At 72.2% G+C, this 15,599-nt stretch carries 12 protein-coding genes; 6 read left to right on the top strand and 6 right to left on the bottom strand.

The annotated features are described in order from the left end of the window. The first annotated feature begins 162 nt into the window (after positions 1-162). The 3 genes from AB0H62_RS18070 (at position 163) to AB0H62_RS18060 (ending at position 6,411) form a co-directional block, all read left to right on the top strand. Positions 163-4,248, top strand: a complete 4,086-nt coding sequence (locus tag AB0H62_RS18070) for a S8 family serine peptidase (protein WP_360586970.1) — start codon at positions 163-165, stop codon at positions 4,246-4,248. A gap of 239 nt (positions 4,249-4,487) precedes the next feature. Continuing rightward, entirely contained in the window at positions 4,488-5,342 is an 855-nt protein-coding gene (locus AB0H62_RS18065) for an SDR family NAD(P)-dependent oxidoreductase (protein WP_360586968.1), read from the top strand. Positions 5,343-5,850: 508 nt separating this feature from the next. Next, entirely contained in the window at positions 5,851-6,411 is a 561-nt protein-coding gene (locus tag AB0H62_RS18060; RefSeq protein WP_220241825.1) for a hypothetical protein, read from the top strand. On the opposite strand, the gene AB0H62_RS18055 is transcribed toward AB0H62_RS18060, so the two are convergent. Further along, the gene (locus AB0H62_RS18055) at positions 6,408-7,136 is read right to left on the bottom strand and encodes a M24 family metallopeptidase (RefSeq protein WP_220241824.1); all 729 of its coding nucleotides are present in this window, start codon (positions 7,134-7,136) and stop codon (positions 6,408-6,410) included. The genes AB0H62_RS18060 and AB0H62_RS18055 overlap by 4 nt on opposite strands. A gap of 199 nt (positions 7,137-7,335) precedes the next feature. On the opposite strand from AB0H62_RS18055, the gene AB0H62_RS18050 reads away from it, so the two are divergent. From AB0H62_RS18050 to AB0H62_RS18040, 3 genes are all read left to right on the top strand, one after another. Next, a complete protein-coding gene (locus AB0H62_RS18050; protein WP_360586966.1) occupies positions 7,336-9,012 on the top strand; it encodes a trypsin-like peptidase domain-containing protein in 1,677 nt (558 codons plus the stop codon). 418 nt (positions 9,013-9,430) lie between these two features. Beyond that, complete coding sequence (locus tag AB0H62_RS18045) at positions 9,431-9,922, top strand: hypothetical protein (RefSeq protein WP_220241822.1); 492 nt, start codon at positions 9,431-9,433, stop codon at positions 9,920-9,922. Positions 9,923-9,983: 61 nt separating this feature from the next. Further along, positions 9,984-11,540: an AMP-binding protein gene (locus AB0H62_RS18040; protein ID WP_220247843.1), complete on the top strand. Its 1,557-nt coding sequence runs from the start codon at positions 9,984-9,986 to the stop codon at positions 11,538-11,540. Positions 11,541-11,545: 5 nt separating this feature from the next. Here the strand turns inward: AB0H62_RS18040 and AB0H62_RS18035 are convergent, their stop codons facing one another. The 5 genes from AB0H62_RS18035 to AB0H62_RS18015 form a co-directional block, all read right to left on the bottom strand. Next, the gene (locus AB0H62_RS18035; RefSeq protein WP_220241821.1) at positions 11,546-12,595 is read right to left on the bottom strand and encodes a methyltransferase domain-containing protein; all 1,050 of its coding nucleotides are present in this window, start codon (positions 12,593-12,595) and stop codon (positions 11,546-11,548) included. An 86-nt stretch (positions 12,596-12,681) separates the two neighbouring features. Continuing rightward, positions 12,682-13,830 carry a glycoside hydrolase family 18 protein gene (locus tag AB0H62_RS18030; protein WP_255638864.1) on the bottom strand — a complete coding sequence of 383 codons (1,149 nt, stop codon included), beginning with the start codon at positions 13,828-13,830 and terminating at the stop codon, positions 12,682-12,684. A 305-nt stretch (positions 13,831-14,135) separates the two neighbouring features. Further along, positions 14,136-14,450 carry a hypothetical protein gene (locus tag AB0H62_RS18025; RefSeq protein ID WP_220241820.1) on the bottom strand — a complete coding sequence of 105 codons (315 nt, stop codon included), beginning with the start codon at positions 14,448-14,450 and terminating at the stop codon, positions 14,136-14,138. An 86-nt stretch (positions 14,451-14,536) separates the two neighbouring features. After that, the gene (locus AB0H62_RS18020; RefSeq protein ID WP_220241819.1) at positions 14,537-15,154 is read right to left on the bottom strand and encodes a hypothetical protein; all 618 of its coding nucleotides are present in this window, start codon (positions 15,152-15,154) and stop codon (positions 14,537-14,539) included. After that, positions 15,151-15,483, bottom strand: coding sequence for a PadR family transcriptional regulator (locus AB0H62_RS18015; protein ID WP_255638164.1), 333 nt, complete (start codon positions 15,481-15,483; stop codon positions 15,151-15,153). Before AB0H62_RS18015 ends, AB0H62_RS18020 begins: the two co-directional genes overlap by 4 nt. Positions 15,484-15,599 lie beyond the last annotated feature (116 nt).

Genomic DNA, 15,599 nt, shown 5'->3' with positions numbered 1-15,599 from the left:
CGCTGCCACGGCTGGGAAATTGATCCGATCACTGGCCGACCGCACAGTGTTTCCCCGCCAACGACCCTGTGAACTCCCCGTCCCCCCGACCCGAAAGGGAGCCAGGTGCCCCGCGCCCGAACGATCCCGTTTCGCCGTGTCCTGACCGCTGTCACCGCAGCCGTGACCCTCACCGGTCTCGCTGTCGCACCGGCCACCGCCGCACCCGAGCCCGATCAGCCACCACCGTCGAGACACGTCGCGATGCCCGACGGCGGCGCCATCACCGTCGCCCCCGACGGCACCGCGACCCGCGCCGACGCCCACGGCAAAACGCTCGGCAAGACCGTGCTCGCGCTGCCGCAGGGCACTTCCGCCCTCGGCTCGCTGGCCCCGACCGACGACGCCGTGCGCGCCGCCTTCACCCAGGGCGCCACGCCCGAGCAGCCGAGTGACGTCCTCGTGCAGCTCGCCGCGTCCACCGCCGTGACCGGCGCCCCGCTCGCGGCCGGTCGCCGCGCGGCCAAGACGTCGGACAACGGCGTCAACGCGGCCCTGTCCGCGGTCGGCGCGACCTCCGTCGAACCGGTCTTCCCCGACGCCACCGACGTGCCCGCGCTGGCCAAGACCGTGCTCGTGCACCTGGCCGACAGCTTGCACACCGATGCCGCCGTGCAGAAGCTCGCCGCCACGCCCGGTGTGGTGAGCGCGCAGCCCGACCGTCGCGTTTCGGCGATGTCCACCGGCCCCGTGCCCTTGCCCCAGCCGGCAGTCAAAGCGGCGAAACTGCCGCAGGCGCACCAAAAGCCGCCGACCGGCCTGCCCTCGAACTACGGCGTGACGTCGTCGGCGCAGAGCTACCTCAACGCGGGCGGCACCAACGCCCTCGGCGCGTACAGCCTGCTGCACGGGAAGCTCCCGGGCAGCGGCGAGATCATCACCAACGTCTCCCTCGGTGACCTCACCGACCAGGGCATGGCCGACGCGGGCGACACCTACGTCCGCAACTACGGCCCGACCACGGTCGTGCAGGGCGGCCAGCGCTACCTCGACGTGCCGTCGATGCCGCTGATCCCCACCTACACCGCCGACTCCTCGGGCCGGCTCGACCCGCTCGGGTCTGTGGAGAACGAGGATCCCGCGCTCGGCGAGGTGCTGCTCGACTTCGGCGTGATGGCCCCGCTGCCGCACGACGCGCAGCGCGCCGGCGCCCAGGGCGACGGCTTCACCGACCTGCTCGGCATCGCGCCCGGCGCGCAGTACCGGCTGGTGGTGCCGCAGGAGCCGACGCTCGACCAGATCTCCGTGGCGCTGCTGGCCGCCGCGCGCCAGACGCCGCGGCCGGACGTGATCACCGCGAGCCTCGGCGTCGGCACCGACAGCGCGGGCTTCCCTGGCCGCTACCTCGAAGACGACCCGGTGGCGCAGGCCGTGATCTCGACGATCGTGAAGCAGTACCACATCGTCGTCACGATCTCCTCCAACGACGGCACGCGCCTCTACACCCCGGCCGCGGTCGGCCCGGACGGCGGCAGCACGCCCACCGACGTGACCAAGGACGCCCGCGACACCACGGACATCGCGGACGACCAGTTCTCCACCACACCGACGAAGGTGGTCGACAGCGGCGCGATCGCGGTCGGTGGCACCACGCTGGACGACACGCTCGCCGTGCCGCAGCAAGCCGGTGGCGCGGCCGCGCACAACCCGACCTTCGCCACCACCCGCACCGACGGGGCCGGGAACTTCTCCTCGGGCTTCGGCACGCGCGTGGACGTTTCCGCGCCCAGCGACGGCATCCTCGTCGTGGAGCACACGCAGCGCGGCGGCGCGCAGGACGTGACGCCGGTGCTCAACGGCGGCACGTCGGCGTCCGCGCCGATGACCGCGGCCGCGGCGGCGGTGGTGCTGCAGGCGGCGAAGCTGGCCGGCCGGTCACTGAGCCCGGCCGACGTCCGGTCGGTCCTGCAGCACACGGCGCGGCCGGTCGCGTCACCGCCGCAGATGGACCGCCCGGTGACGGTCGGTCCGCAGATCGACGTGACCGCGGCCGTGCAGTCGGTGCTCGGTGATCGTCGTGGTGACCCGGCGATCACGAGGGTTTCCGTAGCGCACCGCGTGACGGTGGGCGGGCTCGGCGGTTCCTTCACCGAGAACGCCGACGGCGGCCGCATCGACCTCGACACCGGTGGCACGGGGGAGGGGCTGGTCGGCCCGGTCACCGTCGGCGCCGACGTGGTGGGTGCTCCGGCGAACGCGACCTACGCGGTGAAGATCCACGGCCACGAGTTCACCTCGGCCGTGCCCGCCGTGCGGCTGAGCCCGAAGGAAATCCTGGCGGCAGCGGGACTTCCCGTAGTGTCCACAGAGGACCGCTCGGTGCCCGTCACCTTCGAGGTCCGCTCGGGGCACCGCGTGGTGGCGTCGGCAGCGCAGACGCTCACCCTCGGCCCGACCGACGGCACCTACGCCGAGGCGCTCGCCCCGGTGGCGCCGGCGACCGTGGCCGTGGGCAAGGACGTGCGGGTGCACTACGACCTCACCGGCGTGCGGAACCTGTCGAACCCGCAGGTGGTCGTGTCCACGCTGGGGCACTGGAACCCGGTCAGCGCGCCGCTGTTCGGCACGGGGTTCGTCGCGCCGATCACCGCGACCTCCGGTGACGTGGTCGTGCCGGCTTCGGCTTTCGCCGGCGGCGCCGGGATCTACGGCATCGGGATCGTGCAGCGTTCGGTGACCGGCACCGCCGGTGACCCGACGTACGGCGAGTTCACCGCGATCCGCGTCGGTGGCGCGGCGCAGCGGCCCGACGCGCCGATCCTCACGGCGGGAGGGACTTCCGGGCACTTCGCGGAGATCACCCGGGCCGCGCCGGCGTTCTCGCTCGGCTACGACGTGCGCGGCGTGCCGGGTGCGACCGGTGCGGCGGTGGAGGTGTCGGCTCCCGCGCCGACGTTGTACAACTCGCTCAACACCGTGACCAACGCCAACGGCGACCGGCGCGACCAGGGTGGCCCGAGCGCGGGATCCGTTGCTTATCAACAGCTCCCGGCGCGCAACGGCGTCGCGAAGCTGGACGCGGTGAAGCTCGGGCTGGGTGGTTCGGTGGCGTACGACGTGCGCGTGCTCGCCACCGATAGCCACGGCAAGGTGCTCGGCCAGGCGTCGCCGACGTCGTTCCTCGCGGTCGACGACGGCTACGCACCCGGCAACACCGTGGTGACGAGTTTCGCCGCGGCGGTCCAGGGAATGTCGTACGCCGCGCTGCGCACGCCCGGCGGTGGTGAGTCGGTGCAGGAGTACGACGCCGTGAAGGGCACGTACGGGCGGGTTCTCACGTCCGACGCGTCCGGCGACGGCGGCTACCAGGTGCTCGGCGCGGACGCTTCGGCGCACCGGCTGGCGTTGCTGCACTTCACGAACGCCGGGTGGACGCTGGAAACGTACGACACCACGTCGTTGCAGCGGGTGGCTTCCGTGACCGCGGACGGCTACTCGGTGCAGGGCGGCCGGGTGGACGCGACCCGGCACCGCGTGGCGATCCTCGCCAAGCGGACGGCGGACAACACCGACTTCGTCCTGCCGCTGACGCTGGCCGACGGCGCGCTCGGCACGCCGCTGCTCGCGGACCCGCCGGGTGCCGTGGCGGGCGCGTTCAAGATGATCGAGCTCGACCAGGCCACCGGGCTGGTCTACCTCGCCCGCACCGGCGGCGGCCCGATCTGCTTCGGCGGCGGCGCGGCCTCGATGGCGAGCGTCGACCTCGACTCGGGCGCGACGACCTTGTCGGGCGCGGGCAGCATCTGCGCGAACGCGATGGCCTACGACGACGGCGCGAACAAGCTGTACCAGCTGGTGTACCGCTCGGTGAGCCTCAACATCGTCGGCACCACCTCGCTGGGCTCGATCGCGGGCGACACGCTGACGGCGGGGGACTCGTACACCGTGCGCCAGCAGCAGGCGGCGTTCCTCGCCGTGGACGGGGTGCACCACCTCGGCCTCGTCGCGTTCCGCACGCCACCGGTGATCTCGCAGTTCGGCAAGGTGGGCGGCGTGATCACGGACAACAACGCGACGAGCCAGCTTGCGGTGATCGACCTGGCGACCGGCAAGCAGCTGTCGGTGGTGTCCGGGCTGAACTTCGTATCGGGCCCCTTCGGCGGCGAATACAACTCGCTCACCGAACGCTCGGTCCAACTCGACCCGGCGACGCGCACGGGCTGGGTGCCTTCGTACGACGGGAGGCAGCTGCAGCAGTTCCGGTACTGAGGGTTTGGTGATTGCGGTTTGGTGATTGCGGCGGGGCCGGTCCGAAATGGACCGGCCCCGCCGTGGTGCGGGTGGACAGAACGGGTGGCTTCCGGGTCGGCCGGCGGTTGGCCGCGGATCGGTGTGGCCCGGACCCGAAGGCCGCGCGGTTCGTGCTCGCTCGGTGTGGGCGCGCCGGACGCGTGCCTTCGTGGACCAGCCGTTCGCCGTGATCCGGCGACGCGGGTTAGATCGGGATCATGAACGGAGCTTTGGCGGGCAAGATCGCGGTGGTCACGGGCGCGACCCGGGGCGTGGGCAAGGGCATCGCCCTCGAGCTGGGTGCGGCGGGGGCGACGGTGTACGTCACGGGCCGCACCGCCGAACCCGGGCCGTTGCCCGGCACGCTCGCCGAGACGGCCGCCGAGGTGACCGCCCTGGGCGGCACCGGCATCGCCGTGCGGTGCGACCACCACGACGACGCCCAGGTGGAGGCGGTCTTCGCGCGCGTCGCCGAGGAAGCCGGGCGGCTCGATGTGCTCGTGAACAACGTCTTTTCCGCGCCCGACATGGCAGCCTGGCTGAACCGGCCGTTCTGGGACCTGCCGCTGACTGCGTGGGACGAGGTCCTCGGCATCGGCGCACGCTCGCACTACGTGGCGAGCGTGTTCGCCGCCCCGCTCCTCTTCACCGCGGGCGGCGGCCTGATCGCCAACATCTCGTCCTCGGGCGCGGCGGCGTACCAGCAGAACACCGTCTACGGCGTCGGCAAAGCCGCGGTCGACAAGATGACCGCCGACATGGCGCTGGAACTGCGCGACCGCGGCGTCGCGGCCGTCTCGATCTGGCCGGGCCTCGTGCGCACCGAACTGCTCGCCTTCGCCGGCCGCGCCACCCGCGCCGGCCGCACCGTCCTGGACATCCCGGGCGCCGGCGAGTTCGACCTCGCCGCGGCGGAGTCCCCGCGCTTCGTCGGCCGCGGCGTCGCGGCCCTCGCGGCGGACCCCGCCGTACTCACCCGCTCGGGCCGTGTCCACACCACCACGGACCTCGCCACGCACTACGCCTTCACCGACCTCGACGGCACGCTGCCGGGTGAGGTCGCCGCGTCCTGACCCGACGTCGGCGTTGGGCGGTTGCTTTGGTGTGCCGTCGCGCGAGGTGCGGGGTGGGCTGTCGCGTCTTGGCGGCCACTCGTCGGCTCGGCCGCGCCGGTTCGTCGGGCACAGTTCGCCGCATCGGCCACGTGCGCCGGGCGAAACAGCTCGGCCTCGCTCGTGAGGGGTCCGCGGGGCGCGTGCTCTGGACCGCAGCCGAGACGGGTCGCCGGGCTCGCCGAAGCCACCGTCCCTGGGAACTTTCCAGGGACGGTGGCCGTTTTGTCACCCGCCGATCCGAGGGCCGACCTCCAGCAAACGCCGCCTCACGGCCGAAAAGGGCCGGGCGAAATAACCCTCATTGAGCTGGTTTGACCGAAAAATCCCCGACATACGGCGACAGATCCCCGCAGGTTCACCGCACGGGCCGAGAGGAACACCACTCTCGACCTTCGCTTAGGTTTGCCTAAGCTCACCTTGCCCGACCTGCCGGGCAGTCCTCTTGAGTCCGGAAAGGACCTTCGCCGTGAGTACCCCTGTCACTCAAGCCGCGCCTGTCGCGGGTTCCGTGTCCCCCACCTTCCGGCGGCTGCACGCCGCTGCCGTCGCCCGGATCGTGTTCGGCGTGGTGTGGGCGATCGACGCCACGTTCAAGTGGCTGCCGGGCTTCGTGCACGGCCAGACGCTCGGCAAGGAGCTGGGCAAGGCCGACAAGATCACCATCCCTGTGGTGCACCAGTGGCTGGAGCTGTGGCACACCGTCGCGAGCTGGAGCCCGGCGGCGTTCGCCGTGGGTACCGCGGTGATCGAGACGCTGATCGCGCTCGGGCTGATCTTCGGGGCGTTCTCGAACCTCGTGTTCATCGGGAGCGCGGTGTTCTCGTTCGGCATCTGGTCGGCGGCCGAAGGCTTCCACCTGCCGTGGGACGCGCCGGGCATGACGGACCTCGGCCCGTCCGTCGGCTACATCTTCGCCTCGCTCGGCCTGTACTACGCGGCCGCCGGCTCCGTGTGGAGCGTGGACACGGTCCTGCGGCCGAAGCTCGGCAAGCTCTCCTGGCTGGCCGCCAAACCGGCCACCGTCTAGTCCGAGCCGCCGCCGGACCGCTCGTGGCCGAGGTCGAGCAGCTCCTCGAAGAACCCCCCGATCCGCCGTTCGCGGTCGACGAGGTGGACCTCGAGGATCCAGTGCGACGTCTGCCCGTTGCGGTCCGGCCGGCGCATCGGCCGGTCGCTGCCCGGCGCGATGTAGGACTCGATCCGCTCGCCGTCGATCGTCTCGTGGGGGAACTGGCCGACGAGATGCCCGGAGTGCGCGCCGCCGAACTCCCAGCCGGCCTCGGCGGCGAGCTTGGTGACGTGGTCGTACAGCTCGGCGCCGGTCACGTCCGGGTGGGCCTCGAAGTACTCGCGCCCGGCCTGCCACACCACGGGCAGGCTGTCGCGCAGCCGCAGCTTCACAGGGTCGTCGCCGAGCACGAACGTCCGCCCGAAGTCCGCCTCGAACTCCTCGAAGATCGGCCCGAAGTCGACGAACACGATGTCGTCCTCGGCGATCGCGCGGTCGGGCGGGTTCTCCCGGTACGGCCGCAGCGTGTTCTCGCCCGCTCGCACGATTCGCTTGTGCCAGTAGCGGTCCACGCCGAACAGTTCGGCCGCGAGGTCGCGCACCGCGTTGCTCGCCTCGGTCTCGCGCACGCCGGGCGCGAGCAGCCCGCGCCGCTCGACCTCTTCGAACAGCTCGACGGCCTTGGCCTGCGCGTCCAGCAAACGCGCCGCGCGTCGTGCCTCGTCCTCGATCAGCTCACCCATGCCCCTGACGGTAACCACCGCCGCGCGCGGCCACCAGGCGAGTCCGATTTGGGCGCCTGCGGGAGGAATCACCCGATCCGTGGCCGAACCTGGGAGAACTCCACAGGTTTCCCACGGAGCCCGGCAAGGAAAATCTCAGGTACGGGGTGTGTTCTGGTCGAGGCGGTAGCCAGGAGCGGGACGAGGCTGGAGCGGGAACATGAGCGAACAGGAGCCGGGGTCGACCGGTGAGCAGACCGGCGGTTGGCCGTACGGACACGGTGACCAGACCCAGCCGGGCGCGTACGGGCAGTACGGACAGCCGGGTGCAGCGGGTCAGCCGGGCACGCCGGGTGCAGCGGGTCAGCCGGGCACGCCGGGCGCGGCGGGTCAACCGGGCACGCCGGGTCAGCAGGGTCACTACGGCCCCTACGCCGGCTACAACCAAGGCTGGGCACCGCAGGGTGCGTGGGGCCAGCACCCGGGCACCCAGCAGTTCCCGCAGACCCCGTACCACCGGCCGCCGCGGCCGATGCGCAGCGCGGCGATCGCTGTCGGCGCCATCGGGCTTTCGGTGGTGCTCGGCCTGGGCATCGGGCACTTCGTGTGGACGCCCGGCTCGGAATCCGCCGGGGGCAACCAGAGCTTCGGGTCCGTGGCTCCTCCCGGGGGCACGTCGAGCACGTCGATCGACCCCAACGGGATCGCGACGAAGGTCGACCCGGGCCTGGTCGACGTGAACACCGAGCTCGGCTACCAGAGCGCCGCCGCGGCGGGCACCGGCATCGTGCTGACCTCCGACGGCGAGATCCTCACCAACAACCACGTCGTCGAAGGCGCCACCAGCATCAAGGTGACCGACATCGGCGACGGCAAGACCTACACCGCCTCCGTGCTCGGCTACGACCGCAGCCACGACATCGCGGTGATCAAGCTCAACGGCGCCTCCGGCCTGAAGACCGCGACGCTCGGCAACTCGTCCGCGGTCGCGGTCGGCGACGCCGTGGTCGGGATCGGCAACGCGGGCGGCGCCGGCGGCACCCCGGCCGTGGCGGCCGGCAAGGTCACCGCGCTGAACCAGTCGATCACCGCGTCGGACGAGTCCGCCAGCTCGTCGGAGCAGCTCACCGACCTGATCCAGGTCGACGCCGACATCCAGTCCGGCGACTCCGGCGGCCCGCTGGTCAACGCCAACGGGCAGGTGATCGGCGTCGACACCGCCGCGTCGCAGGGATTCCAGTTCAACGGCGGCCAGGGCCAGGGCGGGCTCGGCCGCGGCCGCGGCGGGCTTGGCCAGGGGCAGGGCGGACTCGGGCAGGGAGGTCTCGGGCAAGGCGGTCTCGGGCAGGGCCAAGGCGGTCTCGGCGGCCTCGGCCAGGGCGACGGCGGTCTGGGCCAGGGGCAGGGCCAGGGCGACGGCGGTCTCGGCGAAGGCGACGGCCAGCAGGGCACCTCGGGCGGGCACCAGGGCTTCGCGGTCCCGATCAACCAGGCGATCGACCTCGCCCACCAGATCATCGGCGGCAAGTCGTCCGACTCCGTCCACATCGGACAGAGCGCCTTCCTCGGCGTGTCGGTGAGCGACGCCGGCCAGGCGCAGCAGTCCCCGGGCGGGCTCGGCCAAGGTCAGGGACAGGCGCAGGGCGGCCAGGCCCAGGGCGGCTCGACCGGCGCTCAGATCCAGGACGTCGTCGCGGGCGGCCCCGCCGCCTCGGCCGGCCTCGCGGGCGGCGACGTGATCACCGCGGTCGACGGCAAGGCCGTCGACTCGGCGACCGCACTCACCACCCTCATGGACACTCACCACCCGGGCGACAAGCTCACCATCACCGTGGTGGATCAGACCGGCCAGCAGCACGACGTCTCCGTGACCCCGGTCAACGGCCCGGTCGGCTGACCTCGAGCACATCAGGAGGGGTTCCGGTCCATCACGGACCGGGACCCCTCTCGTCGTTTCGGCGGCAACTTCGCTGGCGGTCGCCCGGCGCGCACGGCATGTCGGTGACACCGGCAGGTCGGGTCGGCTGGGCGCAAGCACGCCAGGCGGGGCTCACGACCGCGGACCGGGATCCCTCCGCCGTGCAGCAACTAATTCCTCTCGGAACGAGGGAGGGGTGTCATGGACCGCGGAATGATCCACCCCGTGGCAGTCGCCAGGTGCAGGACGGCATGTTGGTGACGCCGGTCGGTCCGGGCGGCTGAGCGTAAGCACACCAGGAGGGGCTCCGGCCATCGCGAACCGGGACCCCTCCCGCCGTCGCGGCATTACCTTCCTCCCGACGCGAGCGAGCGCGCGAGGGAGGGAAGAAGCCCCCATGAACCGCAAATGGCTCACCCCGTTGCTGCTGGCGGTCGCCGGCTGCAGTACCAGCACAACCGGCCAGGCACACCCCGCCGGTGGGGCACTGCCGAACGCGGCCGACGGGCGGAACTACGCCGCCTGCGCCGACGGCAACTGCGAAGTGCTCGTGACGAAGCCGGTCGACCTTCCGGCCGGTGGGCGCGGCAACGTCGACACGCTGGCGATCACCCGCATCGGGCCCGGCGGTGTGGACTACGAGCTCAAGGGCGCGCACGGCAGCGGCTCCGGGAACCTGACCACCGGCTGTGTCTCGACGTTCTACGAGGGTGGGGGCGGGTCGGCGTGCTACTCCGGTGACGTGCCGCAGCCGGATGCGCAGACCGGGGTGCTCGCGGTGCGGCTGACGGGGGCGTCGGCGGTCGGGGCCGTGGTGCAGCTGGTTTCGGGGCCGCCCGGGCCGCCGCCGGAGTCACTCGTGCCTCACATTCCCGGTTTCGGAGGCTGAGCGCGGCCTATTCTCTTCTGCGGCACCGTCGCCGAAGCCGGGAGAGGAATCCGTGGACTCCATCAGCACCCTGTCGTACGAGCCGCTCACCCCGACCGCCTACCTCGACCGCGCAGCGGCCGCGCACGGGGAGCGGATCGCCGTGGTCGACGGTGAAGACCGCTGGACCTACACGGAGCTGCACGAGCGATGCCGCCGGCTGGCCGGGGCATTGGCGCCGCTCGCGGACGGGCGGCCGGTGGCCGTGCTGGCGCCCAACACCCACGTTCTCCTCGAGGCCAACTTCGGGGTGCCGTGGGCGGGCGTGCCGCTCGTCGCGGTGAACACGCGGCTCGCGGCGCGGGAGATCGCCTACATCCTGGAGCACTCGGGGGCGGCGGTGCTGGTGCACGACCCGGTGTTCGACGAGCTCGTCGAGGACGCCGTCGGGCTGCTGTCCGAAACCGCGCCGCGCCGGATCCGCACGGGTGAGGAGTACGAACGGCTGCTCGCGGCCGCCGAGCCGCTGGCGATCACGCCCGAGGACGAGCGGTCCGTGCTGTCGATCAACTACACCTCCGGCACCACCGGCCGGCCGAAAGGCGTGCTCTACAGCCATCGCGGCGCGTACCTGCAGGCGCTGGCGATGGTCGGGCACACCGGCCTGTCGCCCTCGGCCGTGCACCTGTGGACGCTGCCGATGTTCCACTGCAACGGCTGGTGCTTCCCGTGGGCGGTCACGGCGGCCGCGGCCACGCACGTGTGCCTGCCGAAGGTCGAGCCCGCCCGGGTGTGGCAGCTCATCCGCGAACAGGGCGTGACGCACCTCAACGGCGCGCCGACGGTGCTGTCGATGCTCGCCTACGCCCCGGAAGCGGCACCGGTCGAGACGACGGTGCGCGTCGCCACCGGGGGAGCGCCGCCGTCGCCCGCGATCCTGCGGCGCATGAGCGAGCTCGGCTTCGACGTGACGCACCTCTACGGCCTGACCGAAACCTACGGCCCGGCGATGATCTGCGACTGGCGCCCGGAGTGGAACGCGCTCGACGAGCAGGAACAGGCGCGGCTCAAGGCACGCCAGGGCGTGGGCAACATGATCTCCTGCACCGCCCGCGTGATCGCCGACGACGGCACCGACGTGCCCGCCGACGGCGCCACCGTCGGCCAGATCGCCTTGCGCGGCAACAACGTCATGCTCGGCTACCTCGACGATCCCGAAGCGACGCGCGCCGCCGTTCCCGACGGCTGGTTCCGCACCGGCGACCTCGGCGTCGTGCACCCGGACGGCTACGTCGAACTGCGCGACCGCAGCAAGGACGTGATCATCTCCGGCGGTGAGAACATCGCGTCGGTGGAGGTGGAACAGGCGATCGCCGAGCATCCGGCCGTGCTGGAGGTGGCCGTGGTCGCCGTGCCGGACGAGCGCTGGGGCGAGGTGCCCGCCGCGTACGTGACCTTGCGCGACGGCGAGAGCGCCACGGAGGCGGAAATCGTCGAGTTCGTGCGCGAGCGGCTGGCGCGGTTCAAGGCGCCGAAGTCGGTGACGTTCGGGGACCTGCCGAAGACGTCGACCGGGAAGATCCAGAAGTACGTGCTGCGCGAAAAGGCCTGGGCCGGCGTGGAGCGACGCATCCAGTGAACACCTCAGCCCAGCCGGTAGAAGCGCCACATGTCGTGGTCGATCGGCAGGGTCTCGACGCGGTCGAACCCGGCTTCGCGCGCATACGCCTCGACGGTCGAGCGGCGGATCGCGGTGCCGGTGGCGGCCGAGCTCGGGCTGCTCATGCTGTCGGGCAGGCAGATCGACACGCTGAAGCCGTACATCAGCCGCTCGACGGCGTCGCCGGGTGCGGTGAACTCGTCGGCGACCTTCATGTCGGCCACGAGCACCGTCCCGCCGAGGCCGCGCATCGCCGCGAGCGCGCGGACGGGGTAGGGCAGGTCGTGGAGGCATTCGAAGGCCATCACGAGGTCGTACGGCTCGGCCTCGACCGTGCCGATGTCCTGGCGGTGCACGGTGATCCGGTCGGCGAGGCCGGCTTCGGCGACGTTGGTCCGGGCGAGATCCACTGAGGCTTGGTCGAGGTCGTACGCGTCGACGTGGGTCTGGGGGAACGCGCGCGCCAGGGCGATCGCCGCCCAGCCGCCACCGCAGCCGATGTCGGCGACGCGCGACGGTCCGTCGGCCAGGCGCGCGAGCACGTCGGGCATCGCGGGCAACCACTGGGGCGCCAGCAGGTGCAGGAAACCCGGACGGTTGAGCGCCGCCTGAGATTCGCGCATGTCGGCGCCGTAGCCTGCCCACGGGAAGCCGTGGCCGGTGCGGAACGCCTCCGCGACCTCGGGCACGTGCCCGGCGGCGCTCACGAGCTGGCGCGCGAGCGGGCTGAGGTAGGCGAGTGAGTCCTGGTCGGCGAGCACCGTCTCGGCGCCGGGGGCGAAGCGGTAGTGCCGTTCGGTGTCGGTGCCCGTGACCTCCAGGAACCCCGACACCGCCTGCTGTTCGAGCCATTCGCGGGCGCATCGCTCGTCGGTGCCGGTCGTCTCCGCGAGCTGGGCGGGCGTGCGGTCGCCGCCGGCGAGGGAGCGGTAGTAGCCGAGGCGGTCGCCGAGCGCGATGGCGATGACGTCGGAAGTCGCGACGGCGGCGTCGAACACGCGCGCGGCCATGGCTTCAGCGGGGTCTTCGGGCATCACCCAGTATTCGCAGAGCGGTCCGAACCGGACAACGACGGGCTTTTCACCGGGGCCCGGGCTCGTGGCCCGGGCCCCGGCGGTGATCAGCGGGCGATCGCGCTGAGCAGTTCGGCGTTCGTGGTGTCGCCGGAGAGCTCCCACGCGAAGACGCCACCGAGCCCCTGCGACTTCGCGTAGCCGGCCTTGGCCGACGCCGTCGCGGGGGTGTCGTAGCTCCACCACTGCGAGCCGCACTTCGCGTAAGCGGTGCCGGCGATGAGGCCGTTGGACGGGCACGTGGTCTTGAGGACCTTGTAGTCCTCCACGCCGTCCTCACCCGTGGTGGTGCCCTTCACCGGGCCGGTCGCGGTGCCGCCGGGCTGCTTCTGCGTGACGCCGTCCCAGCCGCGGCCGTAGAACCCGAGGCCCAGCAACAGCTTCGCCGACGGCACGCCGTCACGGCGCAGCTTCTGGACGGCGGCGTCGGCGTAGAACCCCGCGGTGGGAATGCCGTAGTACGAGCGCAGCGGCGAATGCGGCGCGGTGGGACCGGTCGGGGTGGCGCCGGCGACGAAGTAGTCGTAGGTCATCACGTTGTACCAGTCGAGGTAGCGGCTCGCGCCCGCGTAGTCGGTGGCGTCGATCTTGCCGCCGGGCGTGCCGTCCGCGGTGATCGCCGCGGTCACGAGCTGCTTCCCGAACTTGGCGCGCAGCGCCTGGACGACCTTGGTGAAGGCGTCCGGGCCGCTGGCGTCGCACTCGAGGCCGCACGCGTTGGGGTACTCCCAGTCGACGTCGATGCCGTCGAAGAGCCCGGCCCAGCGCGGGTCGTTCACGAGGGCGTAGCAGGAGTCCGCGAACTTCGCGGGGTCTTTCGCCGCCTCGGTGAAGCCGGGGGAGAACGTCCAGCCGCCGAACGACCACAGGATCTTCAAGTTCGGGTGCAGCTTCTTGAGCTGCAGGAGCTGGTTGAAGCTGCCGTGCAACGCGCCGGGTTCCGCGCTGTCGGCCTGCCCGTCGACGCTCGTCGCGGCGTCGTAGGGCTGGTCGGCGTCGGCCCACTCGTCGCCGAACGCGCACTGGCCCGCGGAGACGGTGCCGAACGCGTAGTTGATGTGGGTGAGCTTCGCGGCGGAGCCGGAGGTCTCGATGTCCTTGACGTGGTAATTGCGGGCGTACACGTCCCAGTCGGCGAAGTAGGCCATGACCTTGTGGTCCTGCTGGTGGTTCGCTGCCGCTGGGGTAGGTGCCAGTGTGGTCGCCGAGCTCGGCGCCGCGAGCGAGGCGAGCACCAGGGCCACCCCGGCCCCGGCCGTGACCAGACGTCTCAGCACGATCGTTTCCCTTCGACGGGGGAAGAAGACCGCCGGACGCTAACAGGTCCAGACCAATGGGGACAGGGTTCGCCGTGAGAGCGGGCAGCAACGCGGCCCGTTTTGACCAGGTCGACGCGCGGGCACGGGCGGGGCTCCTGGTTCTGGCCCCGCTCGGGTGGTTCTGGCCCCGCTCGGGAACAGGCCGCCGCTCGAACGTGCCGCGGACGAGTCCCCGGCTTGGATCAGGCGGGCTTGACCTCGCAGCGCCACGCGCCGCCGGCGCCGCGGGTGCACGTGAGCTGCTGCTCGTCGGTCGCGCCACCGGGCCGGAGCCACGGCATCACGGTGTCGCCGGCGATGAGCGCGTCGAGCGTCTGCAGCTGCGGGTCGCGCGGCTCGGGGTGGTGCTCGTACCCGGCCCGCCCGAGCGCCAGCGCGATGGCCATCCCGAGCAGGTTGACGTCGTTCGCGTCGGTCGGCAGCTCGCCTCCCTCGGGGCGCAGCCGCACCCCGGCCTCGGGCGAGGGGACGATCGCTGCGATGTAGCTGTCGGACATCAGCCGGCACTCTCCGTTCGTGGACCTTCGGACGGGGTTCAGCCTATTTCGCCCGCTCACCGGTGTCACCGGCGACCCGCCGGGGCTCAGCCCAGCGCGCGCCGCAGCCGGGGTGCGCGCACCAGGACCCGGCACGCGTACCGGATCTGCGCCCAGTGGCCGCTCCTGGTCCGGGCGAGGTCGTGCAGCTCCGAGAGGAACAGCTCGGCGTACTCGGCCCGGCTCCCGGCCGGCAGCAGCGCCGCCGCGCACGTGGCCGTCACGCGGGAGAACGCGATCACCTGCGCCGGGCTCGCCGCCGGTCCCGCCCACCCGCGCCAGCGGGGACGCCGCGAGCCGAACCCGTGGTCGGAGAGCACGGCGGCCACGTCCGTGCGCGCCGCGCAGAGCTGGTCCACCACCTCGATCACGCAGCGGCGCGCGAGGTCGTGGTCGTCGCGCCCGGTGCCCTCGCCGACCAGCGCCAGCGCGCGCCACGCGTAGGCGCGGGCGTTGCCGAGCGCGGGTCCCAGCTCGGCGGCGCCCGCGAGGTCGCCCGTCACGTCGAGCTCGCGGCACAGGTCGTCGAGCCGCCCGCCGACGAGCGGCAGGTCGATCACGCGGTGCGAGCTGCTCAGGTAGGGAAGCAGCTTCGCTGCGACGCGATCATGGGTCCGGCCGAGCAGCCGGTCCAGCCCGAGCAGCAAGTCGAGCGGCGGGTTCACCGCGCGTCCCCCGCCAGGCCCGGGCGCAGCCGCGTCAACGCGCGCGCCGAGGTTTCCGCGCTGTGCAACGCTTCCCGAGCTGCCTCGAGGCCGTCGGGGTCGAGCCGGTAGTAGCGCCGCCGCGGCCGGCCCGCCTCCGACGGATCCGCTTCCTCCCACCGCGACCGCAGCCAGCCCGCCTTCTCGAGGCGCGCGAGGATCGGGTGGATCGTGCCGCTGGGCAGCCCGGCGACAGCGCAGATCTCGAGCCCGTACAGCTCCTGGGCGGGTTCCCGCAGCAGCGCGTGGAGCACCAGCTGGGTCGGGAGGGTCATCCGGGGACCGGCCATGCAAGAACTCTACCTAGCCCCCGTACCCGGGGGAAGCCCCGGCCGCGGCTCGGCGTCCGGGTGGGCTTCGGGAAGTGGTCTGGACATTTCACGCATTGGTCCAGACAATAGGCACC

It is taken from the genome of Amycolatopsis sp. NPDC050768 (assembly GCF_040654155.1).
Classification (GTDB): Bacteria; Actinomycetota; Actinomycetes; order Mycobacteriales; family Pseudonocardiaceae; genus Amycolatopsis.
This window is presented reverse-complemented; position numbering and strand designations above follow the sequence as displayed.